This is a genomic window from Acidobacteriota bacterium, from assembly GCA_033549365.1.
Lineage (GTDB): Bacteria > Acidobacteriota > Aminicenantia > Aminicenantales > Saccharicenantaceae > JAWSUF01.
Map to the genome: position 1 here is coordinate 20801 of JAWSUF010000013.1, position 17744 is coordinate 38544.

At 58.9% G+C, this 17744-nt stretch carries 14 protein-coding genes; 9 read left to right on the forward strand and 5 right to left on the reverse strand.

Going from position 1 to position 17744, the window contains the following annotated elements:
- The first annotated feature begins 8 nt into the window (after positions 1-8).
- From SCM96_13620 to SCM96_13630, 3 genes are read left to right on the forward strand one after another with little or no spacing between them, the layout of a single operon-like run.
- A complete protein-coding gene (locus tag SCM96_13620; GenBank protein MDW7761658.1) occupies positions 9-1757 on the forward strand; it encodes a histone deacetylase family protein in 1749 nt (582 codons plus the stop codon).
- Entirely contained in the window at positions 1757-1996 is a 240-nt protein-coding gene (locus SCM96_13625; protein MDW7761659.1) for a hypothetical protein, read from the forward strand. Before SCM96_13620 ends, SCM96_13625 begins: the two co-directional genes overlap by 1 nt.
- Positions 1997-2052: 56 nt before the next feature.
- A complete protein-coding gene (locus SCM96_13630; protein MDW7761660.1) occupies positions 2053-3729 on the forward strand; it encodes a C69 family dipeptidase in 1677 nt (558 codons plus the stop codon).
- 239 nt (positions 3730-3968) lie between these two features.
- Here SCM96_13630 and SCM96_13635 read toward each other — a convergent pair whose 3' ends face one another.
- The 4 genes from SCM96_13635 to SCM96_13650 all read right to left on the reverse strand — a co-directional run bounded on the left by SCM96_13635 (position 3969) and on the right by SCM96_13650 (position 9261).
- Positions 3969-5057, reverse strand: coding sequence for an aminotransferase class IV (locus tag SCM96_13635; protein ID MDW7761661.1), 1089 nt, complete (start codon positions 5055-5057; stop codon positions 3969-3971).
- 18 nt (positions 5058-5075) lie between these two features.
- Positions 5076-7289, reverse strand: a complete 2214-nt coding sequence (locus SCM96_13640; GenBank protein MDW7761662.1) for a S9 family peptidase — start codon at positions 7287-7289, stop codon at positions 5076-5078.
- A gap of 36 nt (positions 7290-7325) precedes the next feature.
- Entirely contained in the window at positions 7326-7895 is a 570-nt protein-coding gene (locus SCM96_13645) for a peptidylprolyl isomerase (protein ID MDW7761663.1), read from the reverse strand.
- Positions 7896-7965: 70 nt separating this feature from the next.
- Positions 7966-9261 (reverse strand): aminotransferase class V-fold PLP-dependent enzyme, encoded by a 1296-nt coding sequence (locus tag SCM96_13650; protein MDW7761664.1) that lies wholly within the window; start codon positions 9259-9261, stop codon positions 7966-7968.
- A 154-nt stretch (positions 9262-9415) separates the two neighbouring features.
- On the opposite strand from SCM96_13650, the gene SCM96_13655 reads away from it, so the two are divergent.
- The 5 genes from SCM96_13655 to SCM96_13675 all read left to right on the forward strand — a co-directional run bounded on the left by SCM96_13655 (position 9416) and on the right by SCM96_13675 (position 14322).
- Positions 9416-10750: a hypothetical protein gene (locus SCM96_13655; protein MDW7761665.1), complete on the forward strand. Its 1335-nt coding sequence runs from the start codon at positions 9416-9418 to the stop codon at positions 10748-10750.
- A 192-nt stretch (positions 10751-10942) separates the two neighbouring features.
- Complete coding sequence (locus tag SCM96_13660; GenBank protein ID MDW7761666.1) at positions 10943-11485, forward strand: prolyl-tRNA synthetase associated domain-containing protein; 543 nt, start codon at positions 10943-10945, stop codon at positions 11483-11485.
- Entirely contained in the window at positions 11482-11970 is a 489-nt protein-coding gene (locus SCM96_13665) for a peptidylprolyl isomerase (protein MDW7761667.1), read from the forward strand. Before SCM96_13660 ends, SCM96_13665 begins: the two co-directional genes overlap by 4 nt.
- Before the next feature lie 4 nt (positions 11971-11974).
- Positions 11975-13120, forward strand: coding sequence for a carbohydrate-binding family 9-like protein (locus SCM96_13670; protein MDW7761668.1), 1146 nt, complete (start codon positions 11975-11977; stop codon positions 13118-13120).
- On the forward strand, positions 13117-14322 hold the full coding sequence (locus SCM96_13675) for a serine hydrolase (protein MDW7761669.1): 1206 nt from the start codon (positions 13117-13119) through the stop codon (positions 14320-14322). Before SCM96_13670 ends, SCM96_13675 begins: the two co-directional genes overlap by 4 nt.
- Positions 14323-14329: 7 nt before the next feature.
- On the opposite strand, the gene SCM96_13680 is transcribed toward SCM96_13675, so the two are convergent.
- Positions 14330-16654 (reverse strand): hypothetical protein, encoded by a 2325-nt coding sequence (locus tag SCM96_13680; GenBank protein MDW7761670.1) that lies wholly within the window; start codon positions 16652-16654, stop codon positions 14330-14332.
- A gap of 133 nt (positions 16655-16787) precedes the next feature.
- On the opposite strand from SCM96_13680, the gene SCM96_13685 reads away from it, so the two are divergent.
- Positions 16788-17732 (forward strand): DUF362 domain-containing protein, encoded by a 945-nt coding sequence (locus SCM96_13685; GenBank protein ID MDW7761671.1) that lies wholly within the window; start codon positions 16788-16790, stop codon positions 17730-17732.
- The last annotated feature ends 12 nt before the right edge of the window (positions 17733-17744 follow it).

A 17744-nucleotide genomic window follows, 5' to 3' on the forward strand; every position in this document is an offset into this window, starting at 1 on the left:
GAGCCGCCGTGTTCAGAATCCGCAGGATCTTCGATAACGTCCGGACCATCGACCGGGAAGAAATCCGACAGGTTCAGGCCATCCTGAAGGAACAGTTCCACCTGATCCCGCAGAAGGATATCGACAAACTTCCCGACATGTTGCTCAACCCTTTGAAACATCGCTTTCGGGCCATCCTTTTCGTCGCCGACAATCTCAAGGGCGACGTGCTGGGTTTTGCCCTTCTACTTCACGACCAGGCCCTCAAGTTCTGCTATCTGGATTTTCTTTCCGCCGCCAAAGGACTGACGGGGCGGGGGATCGGAGGCTGTCTCTACGGAAGAGTCCGTGACGAAGCTCTGGCCCTGAAATCCGTCGGCATTTTTTTCGAATGCCTTCCCGACGATCCCGAACTCAGCCGGGACCCCGAGATTCGCAAGGAGAATGCTGCACGGTTGAGTTTCTATGAAAGGTTCGGCGCCCGACCGATCGCCGGCACCGATTATGAAACGCCTGTGAAACCGGGCGGCGACAATCCCCCCTATCTTGTATTTGACGGATTGGGCCGGGACAAGCCCCTGCGACGTTCCGCCGCGAAGCGGATCGTGCGGGCGATTTTGTACAGAAAATACCGCAAGTATTGCCCCAAGGATTACATCGACCGGGTCGTGGCCTCTTTTCGGGAGGATCCCGTCCGCTTGAGAAAACTCCAATATGTCCGGATTCCCGTTTCCGATCGGAAACCGGAGGCCGTTGTCGCCGAGGACACCAAAATCCTGCTCGTTGCGGGGAACAAACACGCCATTCACCACGTTCGGGAAAGAGGCTATGTCGAATCGCCCGTCAGGGTTCGGACCATTCTCAAGGAGATCGAGCCGCTGAACCTTTTCCGAAGGATTCCGGCCCGGCGTTTTTCCGAAAGCCATATCCTCAAGGTTCACGATCGCAAATATGTCTCCTATTTCAAGAAAGCCTGCCGGCTTCTCGAACCCGGGGAATCCATCTATCCCTATGTTTTTCCCATCCGGAATGCCGCCAGGCCGCCGCGGGAGACGGCCGTCAGGGCCGGCTACTATTGCATCGACACCTTCACACCTTTGAACGGCAACGCCTATCTGGCCGCTCGCGAGGCCGTCGATTGTGCCCTCACCGGGGCCCGAAGACTTTGGGAGGGCGATCTTCTGGTTTATGCGCTCGTCCGTCCTCCCGGACATCACGCCGAACGCGGCGCCTTTGGAGGGTTCTGTTATTTCAATTCGGCCGCCGTCGCCGCGGAATTCCTGAGACCGTCGGGTTCCGTCGCCATCCTCGATCTCGACTATCATCATGGAAACGGCCAGCAGGAGATCTTCTACCGTCGCAAGAGCGTGTTGACGGTTTCCATCCACGGAAACCCTCGCTTTGCCTATCCCTATTTCAACGGGTTCGAAAACGAACGCGGGCAGGGAGGAGGCCGGGGATACAACTTGAATTTGCCTCTGCCCGAGGAAGTCGGGGGACGGCGATACCGAAAAGCCCTGGACATCGCCTTGAGAAAAATCCGGAGATTCAAGCCGTCCTACCTCATCGTCGCTCTGGGCCTCGACACCGCCAAGGGAGACCCGACGGGAACCTGGATGCTCGGATCGAAAGATTTTGAGGAAAACGGTCGCCGGATCGGCATGCTCAAGCTGCCCACGCTGGTCGTTCAGGAAGGGGGCTATAACCACCGGAACCTCGGCGTCAACGCCCGCCATTTTTTCATCGGCCTCCACACCGGAATGCATGGACCGAGCTGATGGAAAAGCTTTTCCCGGCCGTCCTGATTCTCGGCCCGACGGGATCCGGCAAAACCCCTTTGGGACGGGAACTCGAGACCCGGGGACATGCCGGGAGGCGCTGCCGTCATTTCGATTTCGGCGCCGAGATGCGGGCCCTGGCCGGCGGACCGCAGGACTCCGGAGAAATCATCTTTAACAATCTTCAAAAGCATGACAACATGGTCCGCGACGCCATGTCATCGGGAAATATCCGTTGACAGGCATGACCGGCTTCGAAATAATAAATGCTGAAAAACAAAGGAGGACGATTCCCATGACCAGAAACATTCTCAAGTCACCGGCGGCCCGCTGGATAGGTGCGGCCGGGCTTTTCATCGCAGTCCTGTTTCTTGCATCCGGGCCGACAACGGCTGTGCCGCCGGCCGATCCGGATTGTATCGAGGAGTGCGGCTGGGGATGCACAAGCATCCAGGTCGGCCGCCTGGCCACGACGGATGGTTCGGTCATCACGTGCCACACCTGCGACGGAAACTACAGGATGTGGCTGAACATCGTCCCCAGGGCGAAGTGGCCGGAAAACGCCGTGAACAAGGTATACAGAGGCAAAATGCACACGGAAACCGCCGCCGATCTTCGGGGCATCGTCGAGCTGGGATCCATTCCCCAGGTGCCCGAGACCTTTGCCTATCTCAATGTCGCCTATCCCGGCATGAACGAACACGGCCTGATGATCGGAGAAACCACGATCGGAGGGCGGCGCGAACTTTACAATTCCGAAGGCCTGTTCATGATCGAGGAAATCCAAAGGATCGTCCTCGAGAGATGCAAGACAGCCCGCGAGGCCATCGAACTGGCCGGCAAGCTTGTCAAGGAATACGGCTACGGCGACAACGGAGAATGTCTGACCTTTGCCGATTCGCGTGAAGTCTGGCATTTCGAAATCTTCGGGGCGGGCCCCTTCGAAAAGGGAGCCGTATGGGCCGCCGTCCGCATTCCGGACGACCACGTGGGCGTTTCGGCCAACATACCCCGGATCAGCGAAATCGATCTTAAAAATCCCGACCGCTATATGGCCTCGGACAATGTCTTTTCCGTGGCCGAGGAAATGGGCTGGTGGGATCCGCAGAGCGGCGAGCCGTTCAAGTTCTGGAAGGCCTACAGCGGCCGCAAACCCTTCGCCATCCGGGATTTCTTCATTCTGAGCACGCTGGCGCCGTCCCTGAATCTCAGCATGGATGCCGAGGAGCTGCCGTTTTCGGTCAAGCCGGAAAAGAAGCTGTCCGTCCGCGACGTTCTGGCTCTTTATCGGGAAACGTACGAGGGTACGGCCTATGACATGACCCAAAACCTCAAGGTTCCGCCCCGCCCCGTCCGGCCGGGCAGCCAACCCGCCGATGACGCTCCCGCTCCGGAAATGGTCAAGAGTCCCTTGGCCAACCCCTGGATGTCCCGCGACCTCATGGCACTGTTCAACGCCCTCAAACCCGGCGCCGTCGAGCCTCAACGAACGATCGCCATCTCCGCCTGTGCCTATGCCACCGTCCTTCAGGGCCGGAGCTGGCTGCCTCCGTCCGTGGGCACGATCTGCTGGTTTGCTTTCGACAACCCGGCCCAGAGCGCCCGGATTCCGATTTTCGCCGGGGTGACGGAACTTCCGCCGAGCTTCGAAGTCTGCGCCCAGCACCGTTTCCGGACGGATTCGGCGGCCTGGGCCTTCCGGCGGGCGGCGCGTCTCTCGACCGTCCGGTGGGGAGACACGCGCAAGGTCATCGAGGACACCATCAAGGAGTTCGAGGACAAGGCCTTCGCCGATCTTCCGCTCATCGAAAAGAAAGTTCTGGACATCATGAACAGCAAGACGCCCGACCAGGAACCGTTCACCGTCGAGGAATATCTGACCAAGTACACGAACGACTTCGCCCGGGCGGCGATTCAGAAATACTGGGAGTTGGGGGATAGGTTCTGGGCACAATTCGCCCGCGGCTTCTAGCTCAGATCTTCATCAAAATGCCGAGTTTTTGAACTCTTTTCTTATTCGGCATTTTGACCCTGCGGGCGAGCCGATCCGGCCACATCCGCTGCGTTGCGAAGGGTTCGCAGTACCGGGAGTACAGCTTCACCCTCCGCGCCTTGCATCTGCAGCCGCCTCGACTCGTGAAGAGCCGAGCTAATCACCGGAACTGTGCATTAATTTGGCGTTAGGACGCACAGCCCCGGCTCAACTCTTCATCAAAGGGTGTAGCGGCAGAGTTTCATGCCCGGCGGAAGCGGCGCCTTGTCCTTGTAGATGTCCAGGTAGGCCGCCTTGGCCTCGGCCAGCTTCGTCCACAGCGGATGTCCGGTGTCGGGTTCATGGACGGCAACAATGTTTTTGTCGCGGTCGGTGAGAGTCAGCTTATGGCAGCGATTCATGACGCCCGCCGTGCCGATGCTGGCGGTGACCACCAACTCTTTCGAGTGCGTCTTTTCCACGAGTTCTCCATAGAGAATATGCCGCTCGACGACGGGAACATCATGGCTCTTCAGGATCGCCGTCATGCCCTGAATGGTCACGGAGGGCAGGATCAGGTTGTGCTCGGGGATTTTGACGATCGTGCCGTCCCGGAATCCGAACAGGCAGCAGGAGGAATCCCATTCCGTGATATGGCGCCTTTCGATGGGGTCATCGGGCCTGTCGTCGAGGAACAGAGCCGACGCGGCCTCGGGATCGATATCTTGGGCGGCGTCGACGGCCTTGACGCTCATGAGGTAATTGATACCGAGTTTCAGGCATCCCGTGCCGTTGATGCCGAGCGCCCGAACCATGTCGGGGATGACGGCTCCGGAGAACGGCTCTCCCAGATAGTTTTCATAGCGGCAGGCCGCGGCGCGGATGGCCGGCCGATTGGGGAAGGTGACGCCCATCGATTGCTCTTCGTCGATGGTGAAGGGACGGAGATAGCCCTGGGCTTCGAAACCGGCCATTTCTTCCAGAAATTCCCTCATGGAGGGATCCCCCAGATACTGGCGGACAATGAGGCTTTCCAGGTCATCCAGGGTCGGCACGAGGTCCTGCTGGTCGCGGCTGAGATTATAGGAAATGCCCCGGCGGAACCGCTCCAGGTTCTTGTCCCAGTTGAGGAAAACGATTTCCAGTGTGCCGGAGGAGGTTTTCCGGCTGAAGAAACGGATGCCTTCGAAGCAGAGAAATGCGCCGTAGTGGACGGACTTCGAGACGGCGAAAACACGGGCATCGGGTTCCAGGATGTCGAATTCCCGGCCTGTCAGGAGATAGCGCATCTGGTGGGGCGCCCATTTGACGCCTTCGAATTTAGCCATGGAAATGCTCCTTGAGATTCAGCGGATTTCCGGTTTGAGATGTTCGATGAAGTACTCGACCCGGGAGTCGGCATACTGGGAATACCGGATGCCGTGCTGCTGTTCCGGATAAAGCATGAAGTCGACGCGCTTTCCAGCATCGAGAAGAGCGTGAAGAAGCTGGACGCTGTTTCCGGGGTGGACGTTGTCGTCGACGGCCCCGTGGTGGAGAAAGAGCCGGCCCTTCAGGTTCTTGGCATAAGTCATGGCCGATCCCTTTTCGTAGCCATCAGGATTGTCCTGGGGGCGGCGCATGTAGCGTTCGGTATAGATCGTGTCGTAATTTCTCCAGCAGGTGACCGGAGCGCCCGCGACACCGACGTGGAAAACGTCGGGTTCCTTGAGAAGCGCCATGCAGGTCAGGTAGCCGCCGTAGGAGTGGCCGAAGATGCCGACGCGCCCGGCATCGACATAGGGGAGCGTACCGAGATGTTTGACGGCCGCTGCGTGGTCGGCGACTTCGATTTCTCCCAGGTTGAGGTACATCAGGTTCTGGAATGTTTTTCCGCGCCCGGAGACGCCCCGGTGGTCGACGGAGGCCACGATGAAGCCGAGCTGGGCCAAGGCCTGATTGCCGTCAGCGAGGTTGTATCGGTTATAAATCCGCTTGGCGCCCGGACCGCCGTAGACGGATAGGATCAGGGGGTAAGAGGCCGCGGGGTCGAAGTGGGCCGGCTTGTAAAGGATGCCGTCGAGGTCGTGCTTGCCGTCGGCGGATTTGAAAGTGAACGGTTCGGGTTTCACGAGTTTCAAGGCCTCGAGTTCGGCCGTGGCCGTGGATCGGCCGATTTCACGGATTTGCTTTCCGTCGGCCGAAAAGAGCAACGTCCGGCCCGGCTCGTCGAAGGAGCTGAAGGTGTTGACGTAATAGCGGAAATCCGGAGAAAAGCTCAGGCCGTGCATGCCTGCGTCCCGGGTGATCCGTTCGAAGCCTTTGCCGTCCAGCCGGACCTTGAAGCCGTGAGATTCGAGTCCCCGGTTCTGCGAACCGGAGAAGTAGATCCATCCGCTCGCCTCGTCGACGCCCAGAATGGATCCCACGGGCAGGCGGGCGTTCGTCAACTGGCGGATGAGTTTGCCGGACCGGTCGTAGAGGAACAATTCCTTGAACCCCGTCCGTTCCGACGCCCAAATCGCGTGTTTGTTGTCTTCGAGCAGAATGAGGGGCAGGTTTTCGTCGATGTAACAGGAGTCTTCGTCCTTGAATATCAGGCGCGATTTTCCCGTCTCGGGATCGGCGGCGAAAATCTCGACCTCATTCTGCATACGGTTGAGGCGGCGATAGACGAACTCCCGTCCGTCGGGCCACCATTGGCCGCGATAGAGATAGACGTTGGTTTCCAGCCCTGTGTCCACCTGAACGGTCTTGCCTGTTGCGACATCGACGATGAAAAAGCGGATGATGGGATTGTTGGTCCCGGCCTTGGGATAGGCGAGAAGCTCCAGGCGGGGCATGGGCGTGACGTCATAAACCAAAGGATATCTTCCGACGGGACTCTGATCGAACTGCATATAGGCGATTTTCTTCGAATCGGGCGACCACCAGAATGCGTCGTACTGGCTGAGTTCTTCGGGATAGACCCAATCGGGGAAGCCGTTGCGCAGGTTGTCGTTTCCGTCGTGAGTGAGACGGATCTCTTTGCCGTCACGGTTCTTGACATAGAGGTCAAAGTCGCGAGTGTAGGCGCGGTATTGAAGATCGGGCGAAAACTCCTCGGTATATCGGCGGCCGCGGACTCCGGTGATGGGGCGTTCGGGTTCATAGGACCACATGAGGCCGGTTTCGATTTCATAGACAAACGCTTTGTTCAGAGCGTCAAACTGGATGGTCCGGCCTCCCGGAAGATAGACGAATCGCTGGAAGGGGAGGGCCTGGGTTTCCCGGCCGGTCAGCTTGGTAAACGTTTCGGCGATTTTTTGTTCATCGAACAGGGGCGTTTTTTCCCCGGTTTCGGCGTCGACCCGGACGAAGGATTTGTTTTCGGCCAGGAAATACGCCGGGCTTCCCGGAACCCAGTTGACCCGGGATACGCCTTCGGATTTGACAAGATCCCGGGCCTCCGCGCGCAATTTGTCATAGAGGGCCTTGCCTCGGACCGGTGTTTCGTCGCCGATGGCCGCAGCGGCCGTCAGGAAGGACAGGACCAAAAAGGCCGCAAGAGCAACGGCTGTTCTCCTCGGGCGATGGGACATGATAACCTCCGTTTATGATTTTGTAAGTTGTTATTCTCAAATCCTGGCGATGGACAAAATCCTCACAGGAGGGAGGAGCCGCTGCCCATCCGCCGGAGCGGCATGAATGGTCCGAACGATCTCCATCCCTTCGATGACGCGGCCGAAGGCGGCAAAGCCCTGTCCGTCGCCGTTGCGCCGTCCTCCGAAATCGAGCTCCGGCTGTTCGCCGACGCAGATAAAGAAACTCGAAGCCGCCGTCCCCGGAGTCAACCGGGCCATGGAGACGGCTCCGTCGCAATGGCGGAGTCCGGTCTGTTCCGTGGTTTCATGTTCGATCGGGGGAAAGGACGACTCCCGGGAGACCATGCCGCCCTGGAGGACCTCGATTCGCACCGCGTCGTTCGGTTGATTGGCTGCCGTCACGGTGCGGTGAAACACCGTGCCGTCATAAAGCCCGGCATCGACATAGCGGAGAAAATTGGCGGCCGTGACCGGGGCCGCTTCGGCGTCAATTTCGATGACGATGTCCCCGGCTTCGGTGTGCATGAGAACGCGGGGATTGTCCGGCGGAACGGAAGCCGGGATCGGGAGACACACCGCAAGGACGAGCATCAGGAGTTTCATGAGAATCCTTTCCCGAGCATGGAGTGCTCATTGTCTTGGCTTTTGGTGGAAATGTCAATCTCCGTCGCTTTCATGCTTCGTTAAGGATTTCTTCAAGAGCTTCCAAAAAGACCCGGGCCGTCCGGATCGAGTCGTAATGCGCGAAACTCGCCCGGCAGACGCCTTCACGGGCGAGATGGCGGAAAACGGCGGCCGAGTAATGGTTGCCGTCGCCGATCTGCATGGATCGGTTCCTCCAAAACCGTTTTTTGGTCTCCGACGACTCCTGGGCGGCTACGGCGAAGGCGAACGTGGGATCGCGTTCGGGGACTTTTTCCGGATCCAGGATCCCCCAAGCTTTGAAGAAGGACGGATCGTGCCGGCTGAAGCCGTCCAAAACGGCCCGGCTGATGTCCTGCTCATATTCGGCAATGGCCTCCATGGCCGTGCGGAACCGGAGACTGCGGTTTGCGGCGGTTTCCGGCCCGGCTCCCATCTCATCGGCAATCCAGAGAAAATAGGAGAGGGCGGCTTCGAGAGCAGCCAGTTGGGCGTTGGGAAGCATGCCCTGTTCCAGATTGCGGGGAAGCCCGGCTTTATTTGTTTCGACACGGTAGAAGTCGCAGGTTTCGAGAACCTCAGGTTTTCCCCAAAGAACCCCCAGCATGGGGCCGAAAACCTTGTATCCCGAAAAGGCCAGGAAATCACAGCCGATGTCCGAGACGTCGATGGGACCGTGAAGAGCGTGGTGCACGGCGTCGATGCAGAGCAGGCATTCGGGATTTTTGGCCTTGATGTCCTGGCAAAGTTCACGCAGGGGGACCACGGTGCCGAATCCGTTTGAAGCCATGGTTGAGGCCGCGAGGACGGTGTGGTCATCGATAAGCGAGAGGAGATGATCGATATCGAGCCGGCCGTCCTCCGTGACGCGGGCCCGGCGGATTTCGCATCCGCAGAGCTTCCCCCCGACAGCCTCCCAGGGAGAGATGTTGGACATGTGGTCGAGATCGGTGACGACGATGTTCCCGCCGGTATGGAAACGGCCGCGGAGGCCGTAAGCCAGGTTGAAAAAGGCGTTCGTGGCCGAAAAATGGAAGCTGATTCCCGTCGGATCGGAAGCGCCGAGAAAATCGGCGACCAGAGCCCGGACGTTCTCCTGAAATTGGGCCGTGGCCGATTCGCCCGGACTGTTGGCGCCGGGCATGGGACTCAAGGTCCGGGAAACGGATCGCATGGCTTCGGCGGCCGTGTCGACCATGTGGCTTCCGGCGCCGGTGTTGAGATAGATTCGGCGGCGGCCCAGAGAATCGGCTTCCAGGGCGGGAAAACGGGCTCGGATTTTCGGGTGGATTTCGATGAGTTTCCTGACTTGGGGCTTTTCGTCCATGGCGGCGCTCCTTTCGAGACTCCTAATTTAAGTCATCGAGAGCGGCGAGACAACCCCCTCAAAAAAAACACTTGAAACATATGCGAATATGTGCATAATTGGCCCCATAATCAGCGGAAAAGACATCTTGAGAAATCAACAAGGAGAGTCAAACATGAAACGATGGATGGTTTGGTCGGTTCTTTTCGTCTGCGGAGTCTCGGCCCTGTCGGCCGGGGTGGTCACCAATTCGAATCAGAGTGCCATCTACATCCGCATGCTGTCCCGCAACCCGTCGATGGACATCGACGCCGTCTATTACAATCCGGCGGGACTGGTCAAGCTGAGCGACGGCTTCCATCTGGCGATTCACAACCAGACGATCTTCCAGGATAAAAAGATCAACAGCCAATTCCCGTTCCTCAACGATGCCATGTATGTCGGGAAGGTCAATATCCCGATCTTTCCGAACGCGTATGCGGTTTATAAGAAAGACCGCATGGCGCTGTCGTTCGGATTCGGGCCCAACGGCGGCGGCGGAACCGCCGACTTCACCCGCGGGTTGCCGTCCTTCGAAATCCCGATTTCCCTCCTCCCCGTCATGCTGACCGGAATGGGGCTTCGGACGACCCAATATTCCGCGGACATCGCACTCGAAGGCCAATCGATATTTCTGGGATTCCAAGGGAATCTCTCTTATGCCGTGAACGACACGGTGGCTGTTGCGGTCGGGGCCCGCTTGATCCAGGCCAAAAATACCTATCTCGGCCATATCAACAACGTCATGATCAACCCTCTCTTCGCAGGCAATCCCACGGCCCAGATGATCTCCGCTCCGGGGTTCTTCACCGCGATCGGACGTCCCGATCTCGCGGCCGCCGTCAGCGACATGTCGGTGGATGCGGAGCAGACAGGTTCAGCCATCACTCCCATTGTGAGCGTGAACCTCACTCCGGCCGAAGGCTTGAACATCAGTCTCAAGTACGAATTTAAAACGGCGCTCGAACTTCAGAACAAGACCGCGAAGGACGATACCGGAATGTTCCCGGACGGCCTGATCTTCCGCAACGACATCCCGGCCATCCTGTCGGCGGGGGCTCAATACGCCGTAACCCCTCAATGGCGTGCCCTGCTGTCCCTCAATTACTTCTTCGACAAAGATGCCGATTGGGGAGGAGCGGAAGCCCTGGTCGATACCAACACCTATGAGCTGTCCCTGGGGACGGAATATGACATCAGCCCGATGTTGACCCTGAGCGTGGGATACCTGAGGACTCAATTAGGACTTAACGAGCTCTATCAGTCCGACATGAGCCACGAACTGTCCAGCGATACGTTCGGCTTCGGCGGGCGCATCCGGGCCACCGACCGGCTGGATATCGATCTCGGCGTGATCTTCGTCTCTTACCAGAATGTCACCCGAAACTGGATCACCCAGGGCATCCCTTACCCTGAAACCTATTCGAGAACGACCACGGCCTTTTCCGTGGGCCTCGGCTACCGGTTCTAATCCGGACATCGCAATCAAGACCGGTCCCTTCGCGCGCCTTGCGGTGAGCGAAGGGACCGGATTTTTTTTGTGCCGGAATGCGGGATGGAAACGCCGGCTCCGCCTTGACAGGGTCCGGTATTGATCATAGGATGTTTTTGTGGATCGCAACGCCGTTCCGGCCGAGATCGTTTTCGAAGGGAAGAGACGTCCATGACCGAAAACGATCTGCCGGACGCGATTTTGAATCCCGAAACCCGGAAGCGCAAGGCTCTTGAAGTCCTGGACGGTCTGGGCATCCGCACCGTTGTTCACGAGCATCCTCCCGTATTCACCGTCGAACAGGCCCGGGAACACTGGCGGGATATCCCTGCCGGTCACTGCAAGAACCTGTTTCTGAGAAACAACAAAGGCGACAGGCATTATCTGGTGATCGCCCTTATCGACACGCGCGTCGAACTCAAAATGCTGACCTGCCGTCTCGATGAGGACCGCCTGGGTTTCGCGTCAGCCGAGCGCCTGCGCCGCTTCCTCGGAGTCGAAGCGGGATCGGTCTCTCCTTTCGGACTTCTTCATCCCGGAGCCCGGGAGGTCCGCGTCGTCCTGGACGCCCGCCTCAAGGATCATCCGGTTCTTGCGTTCCATCCCAATGTCAACACGGCGACCGTCGAAGTCGCCTTTGACGACGTCATGAAATTTCTAAAATGGTGCGGAAACGACATCCGCATGATCCATCTTCAAGGAGGGGAATCATGAAACATGCCGTTCTGGCCGCCGCAGTCTGTGTCCTGGTTTTGACGGCCGCACAATGTCGTCCCCCGGAACGGGGCCCGGAACCCGCCGTAAGTGCGGAAGATAAACCCGAAATCCTGGTCCAGCCGGACCGCGTGCTCGTCCAGCATCTTCTGATCGCTTTCGAAGGCACCATTCCCGACAAAACGATCGTTCGAACCCGAGAGGAAGCGGAACAACTCGCTTTGGAGCTTTTTGAACGCGCCCGGGCTGGGGAGGATTTCGATGCGCTCGTCCGCGAATACACCGACGATCAACATCCCGGAATCTACGCCATGACCAATTTCGACATCGAACCCGATCCTTCGGTCGAGGAATACTCCCGCTCGCGCATGGTCAAGTCTTTCGGGGACGTAAGTTTCGGGCTTCCGGTCGGCGGTTTCGGACTGGCCGTCTACGACCCTGATGCAAGCAAGTACGGCTGGCATATCATCAAGCGTCTCGAGTAGTCCGGTGAAAACCGCACTCCGGGCCGTCCTGCTTCTGGGTCTCATCTCCGGCTTTGCCTCATTCCCTGTGAGAGGAACGCAGAGCCTGGATGAGGTGGTGGAACCCCGAATTCCGCCCGACCGGAAATTCTATGTCTGCCTCCGCGCCGACCCCCCTCCGAAGATCGACGGCCGCCTTGACGATCCGGCCTGGCGTTCCGCGCCCTGGACGGAGGAATTCGTCGACATCGAGGGTTCCCTCCGTCCGGCGCCGCGGTTTCGGACGCGGGCCAAGATGCTTTGGGACGACAACTATTTTTATGTCGGGGCCGAGCTGGAGGAGCCTCATCTTTGGGCCACGTTGACCGAACGGGATTCCATCATTTTTCACGACAACGATTTTGAGGTCTTCATCGATCCCGAAGACGACACCTTCAATTATTTCGAGCTGGAAATCAATGCCCTGAACACGGTCTGGGATCTCTTTCTTGTCAAGCCTTACAGGGACGGCGGCCCCGCCATCCATGCCTGGGACATTGCCGGGTTGAAAACCGCCGTAGCCCTGGACGGAACGCTTAACAACCCCCGTGACGAAGACGCGGGCTGGACCGTGGAAATCGCCATCCCCATGGATGTCCTTCGCGCGGCGATCAAAGACAAGCGGCTTCCGGCGCCGGGCGACCGCTGGCGCGTCAATTTTTCCCGCGTCCAGTGGCGGCACGAAATCCGCGACGGCGGCTACGAGAAAGTGAAGGATCCGAAAACCGGCCATCCGGCGCCCGAGGACAATTGGGTCTGGTCGCCGACCGGACTCGTCAACATCCATTATCCGGAACGGTGGGGATTCGTCGAGCTTTCGGGTGCGGCGGCCGGATCGGAGGCGCCGGCCTTTGACATGACCGATTTTGACGACGATGTCAAACTGGCCCTGAGAGAGATCTACTACAAGCAGCGATTCCGCTATGCGCAAACCGGGACGTTCAGCAGAGATCCTGCGGTTCTCGGGCTGAATCTCCCTCCGCTCAAAGGATGGGATGATCCGCCCGTCATCCAGGTGACGGAGAGTCTTTTCGAGGCCGTCTATCGAAAAAGCGACGGTTCTCGAACATGGCATATCCGGCAGGACGGATATGTCTGGAAGACGAATACGAAGAAAGAGAAGACGCCATGAGCCGAATCCTCGTCCGGACGGTTGTTCTGATTTTAAGTGCGGCCGCGCTCTTCGCCTCCGACGGGAACAGACTTCCCGAGACGAAACCCGAAAACGTCGGCATGTCCGCGGAGCGTCTGGCTCTTCTGGACATCCGCATCGGCGAGGCCCTGTCGCGTGGCGATTTCCCAGGCGCCGTCCTCCTTGTTACGCGCAAAGGCCACGTCGTCTGGCGGAAGTCTTACGGGTTGAGCTCGATGACGCCCGAAAAGACCCCGATGCCCGTCGACATGATTTTCGACCTGGCTTCTCTCACCAAGCCCGTGGTGACGGCGACGGCGGTGATGAGGCTTGTCGAAGACGGCCGGATCCGCCTCTGGGACAAGGTCCGGGATTATCTCCCGGAATTCGAACCTTTCATGAAAGAGGGGGGGAGTCCCGGCCAGGACGCCCGGTTATGGCACCTCCTGACCCACACATCCGGGCTTCCTGCCTATACGGATCCCGCAGACGCGGCGGCGGCCTGCGGCGATCCGGCTCCGACAGCCTCGTTGGCCCGCCATATCGGAGGCCTGAGGAAGGAGGCTCCTATCGGAGAATCCTTCGTCTATAGTTGCCTGAATTATATCGTTCTGGCCCACATCGTCGAGTCGGTTTCCGGACAACCCCTCGATGTTTTCGCGGAGGAGCGCATTTTCAAACCGCTCAAGATGACAACGGCCGGATTCAAACCGCGGGCGGAACTCATGAAGAGGATCGTCCCGACCCAGGTTGTTGCGGGTGCTCCTCTCCGGGGAATCGTCCATGACCCCCTGGCCCGGCTTCAGGGAGGAGTTTCGGGAAACGCCGGTCTTTTCGCAACGGCGGACGACCTCGCCGTATTTGCTCAAATGATGTTAAACGGCGGGGAATTCGACGGAGTCCGCATCCTCAGCCCGCTTTCGGTCGAGCGCATGACTGAGATCCATCCCCGGGTTCCGGGCTTCGGCCGGGGATTCGGCTGGGATCTGGACTCCGGTTATGCCACGGTGAAAGGCGATCTTTTCGGCGCCCGCTCCTACGGCCATTCGGGCTATACGGGAACGTCGCTCTGGATCGATCCGGAGACCGAAACCGCCGTCGTTTTTCTGACCAATCGCGTCCATCCCGACGACAAGGGCGAGATCATCGCTCTTCGCAGCAAAGTGGCCAACATCGTCGCCGCCGCGGTTTTGGAAAAATAGCGGAAGGTCAATCGATCGGGACGGTCTCCCGCCAATACCGGAGTTTGCCCCGGCCGGGTTGATCGGGCGAGGCATCGAAGGCCAATCCGAAAAAGGCCTCAGCCGCCTGAACGAGCGCTTGTCCCCGATAAAACGCCTTGGTCAAATTGACGATGGTGTAGCTCAACTTGCCGCCGGATTCCGAAGCGAAAACGAAATCGCCGTTGGTTTCGACATCTCCGATCCGGATCTTTCCGGCCTCATAGGTGTAGCGCGGCCGCCGCCAGTCGCGGGCGATATCCATGCGGAGGTCGTTTTTGATTCCGATGGTGAAGGCCTTTCCGCCCGCGGTGATACGGACGCCCGCTGCGTGTCTTTCGGGATCGGCTTCGGTGAGAGATACGGATTGCACCAGCTTTCCGGGATCCGCGGCCCTGTCTTTCGGAAAGAGCACCGTGATCAGAACCGCGGTTTCTCCCATTTCAAAATGCTGGGCCGCAGCTTGGTAGACGGCCTGTTCGTCCTGGCCGTGCCGCCGGATGGGTTCGACGCCTTCCATGCGGAAATGGCGGCGGGGAAAAACGACGAGCAGGCTTTTCTTCGGCGGGAGTTCCTCTTTTCCGATCCGATCATAAGCGGTGTCGAACCAGCCGGGTCCGGAGGAGAGAATTTGCCGGGTATGCCAGAGGTTGGCCAGGGTGAAGTATTCCTCGCGGCGTGATTTGAAAACGTCGAAGACGACGAAAAACTCCGGATCTTTGACATAGACGACGATTCGGTCGGACTCGTAACCCCAGGCGTCGTCGATGAGGCGGGTCCGGCTGTAATCGAAGTCCTCGAAGGTCAGGATATCGATTTTCTGCGTCCGGACCCTTCGATAGGAACCGGCGTTTTGGAAAAACTCCAAGATGCCCTGGCCGGGGACGGCATCCCGAACGCTGTAGCGGTATTCCCCCTCGCGCTGCCCCATGAAGATCTTTTCGGGACGGACGCACAGGCGGTTGTGGAAATAATCCTGCCGGTAGGCGCCGAGCGGGCCCGAGGGCATGTAATCGCGGTATCCGCCGTCGCGAAGAAGGACCGAGCCGTCCGACATCAGGAGGATGATGCTGTTTTCATCGGCGTGGCCGTGCGTCATCTTTTCCTCTTCGACGGGGATGCTGTCGCGAAGATAATCCCGGAAGTTCAATCCGCCGTCGCCCTCATCCCGATAATTGAGAAGCATGTAGGTGGAATCCGGTTTCCAACCATCGCGAAAGACGATTTTTTTCCCCACGATGTCCTCCAGGACTTCCCCTGATAGAGAGGTCGGGGGAGCCGGTGTGATCTTGTCCGATCCCCACCGGTAGGCGTCGAGAAGCATGTAGCCCAGCCCCGCGCTCCCGGGGCTGTCGAAGTCGATAAACTTCCGGGCGATCACGGAGGCGGCCCACTTGAGTTCCGGGCAGCGATGATGGGCGGCGAAGGCTTCGAACGAGACGAGAAAATGCGGCCAGTTGGACATCCAGTGGGAATCTCCGAAATCGGGAATCATTCCGGCCGGACACATGAGTTCCAGAAAGTACCGGGCGTAATAGACCATTTCCGGAGTCTTCAGGAGTTCTTCCGACCGGCCCAGAGCGTCCGCGTAACCAAGAAGGGCATAGAGCCAAACGGCGTTGTAAAGCGAAGCGTCCTCGATCTGCCAGTTGCCCCAGTTGTCGTCGCCCAGGGCGCGGCGCTGCATGTCCCAGACGGGGCGTTCCGGGTGGTCCGGCAGAGCCCGGACGGCCCAGGCCAGGGATTCGGCCCGGAGCGCGGCGCGGTTCATCGGTCCCCATTCCTGGGTCCGGAGAAGATAGCGCATGCTGTGGGCGATGAGGTCCGCGGCGCGGGCGTTTTCTTCAGAATTCAGATAGTCCAGGCGGCGCAGCGTATCGTAAGCCCGGATATAGCGCATGACGGTGAAAAAATCCGGCAGGGCGGGAACGCCCTCTTCGTAATCCGACCTCATGCGGATCGAAGACTCCGGGTAGACGGACCGATAATCGCCGTACGTCAGAAGTATTTTTTTCGCCCGCTCCGCATACTCCGGCCGTTTTTCCATCTCGTAGAGAGTCGCGTAAATGACGGCCGTCTCCAGCAGACCGCCCGGCGGCCGGTAGCCGAAGACGTTGAGGGGATCGAAGCTCTTTTTCCAGGCGGTGATCACCGAGGAGAAATTGTTATGGACGCCGTCGGCCGTCGCGCGGGCGTATTCCAGATATTTTTCCATGGGAACGGCGTCATCGGCTGAGGACGGGCCGGCACAAAAGAGAAAAACGGCCCCGAAGATGAGGATCGAAAAAGCCCGGGCTGTTGTGAGATGGAACATCGGGAAACCCTCCTTGCGTTTGGGATCGGATGTTTTTGTATCACAATGCCCGGGGGAAGCCAAGTCAAGCTCATGCTTGATCCCGACAGCCTGCTGTGGGACAATCATGAAAACCACGGCAAGGAGGACGGACATGGCGAATAAGATCGGTCGAAGGGACTTTGTCAAGAAAACGGCCGGGATGGGGCTGGGTTTTGCGGCCGGCGGTCGGCTGCTATTCGGCCGCGGCGGCACAATGTTATCGCATCCCGGCGAAACGGTCGAGGTTGCGGTCGCCGAGGGAGACGACATCTGCAAGACCGTGCATGCGGCCGTCGAAGCTCTTGGCGGAATTCGTTCTTTTATCCCGAAGGGAGCCAAGGTCGCGCTTTTGCCGAATGTCCAGAGCCGCCATCCCGGAACGTACACCAAACCGGAAATCCTCAGAGGGGTCGCCGAGCTTTGCCGGGAGGCGGAAGCCGCCGCCGTCGACTGCCTGTCCTGGCAGACCATGAAACAATGGGAGGACACGGGACTGGCCACCGTGGCCGCCGAGGAAAACGTCGGAATCCGGACCTTCGAACGCGACGAATCGCTGTTCCGGGCCGTTGCCGTTCCCGGCGCGAAATCGCTTCCTGAAGCCCGGATTCTGGAGGCGTTTTACGAATATGATCTGTGGATCAATATGCCGATCACCAAGGATCACGCCGGAAACAAGTTCACCGGAACGCTGAAGAATCTCATGGGGCTGAATTCGCCCGTCAACAACCGGACGTTTCACCGTCCAAACTGGAAGACCGATCCGGAAGATCTGGCCCACCTCGACCAATGCATCGTCGACCTGAACAGGATTCTCAAACCGGCCCTGAACGTTGTGGATGCCGTTGAATTCGTCATCACCAACGGTCCCTTCGGACCGGGGGAACTCATCCGGCCCCGGAAAGTTCTGGCGGGTGTGGACCGGGTGGCCGTGGACGCGGTCTGCTGTGGACTCTGGGATCTCGATCCCGCCGATATCATCATGATCCGGCGGGGGGCGGAGCAGGGTTTAGGCGTCATGGACCCCTCCCGGATTCGTCTTCGGGAGGTTAAAGTCTGAGCTGTTTCGCCA

Excerpts from the sequence above, each read along its gene's own strand:
- SCM96_13655 (MDW7761665.1), top strand. The coding sequence starts at position 9,416 with ATGAAACGATGGATGGTTTGGTCGGTTCTTTTCGTCTGCGGAGTCTCG.
- SCM96_13635 (MDW7761661.1), bottom strand. The coding sequence starts at position 5,057 with ATGGCTAAATTCGAAGGCGTCAAATGGGCGCCCCACCAGATGCGCTAT.
- SCM96_13665 (MDW7761667.1), top strand. The coding sequence starts at position 11,482 with ATGAAACATGCCGTTCTGGCCGCCGCAGTCTGTGTCCTGGTTTTGACG.
- SCM96_13680 (MDW7761670.1), bottom strand. The coding sequence starts at position 16,654 with ATGTTCCATCTCACAACAGCCCGGGCTTTTTCGATCCTCATCTTCGGG.
- SCM96_13685 (MDW7761671.1), top strand. The coding sequence starts at position 16,788 with ATGGCGAATAAGATCGGTCGAAGGGACTTTGTCAAGAAAACGGCCGGG.
- SCM96_13640 (MDW7761662.1), bottom strand. The coding sequence starts at position 7,289 with ATGTCCCATCGCCCGAGGAGAACAGCCGTTGCTCTTGCGGCCTTTTTG.
- SCM96_13630 (MDW7761660.1), top strand. The coding sequence starts at position 2,053 with ATGACCAGAAACATTCTCAAGTCACCGGCGGCCCGCTGGATAGGTGCG.
- SCM96_13625 (MDW7761659.1), top strand. The coding sequence starts at position 1,757 with ATGGAAAAGCTTTTCCCGGCCGTCCTGATTCTCGGCCCGACGGGATCC.
- SCM96_13645 (MDW7761663.1), bottom strand. The coding sequence starts at position 7,895 with ATGAAACTCCTGATGCTCGTCCTTGCGGTGTGTCTCCCGATCCCGGCT.
- SCM96_13650 (MDW7761664.1), bottom strand. The coding sequence starts at position 9,261 with ATGGACGAAAAGCCCCAAGTCAGGAAACTCATCGAAATCCACCCGAAA.
- SCM96_13675 (MDW7761669.1), top strand. The coding sequence starts at position 13,117 with ATGAGCCGAATCCTCGTCCGGACGGTTGTTCTGATTTTAAGTGCGGCC.
- SCM96_13660 (MDW7761666.1), top strand. The coding sequence starts at position 10,943 with ATGACCGAAAACGATCTGCCGGACGCGATTTTGAATCCCGAAACCCGG.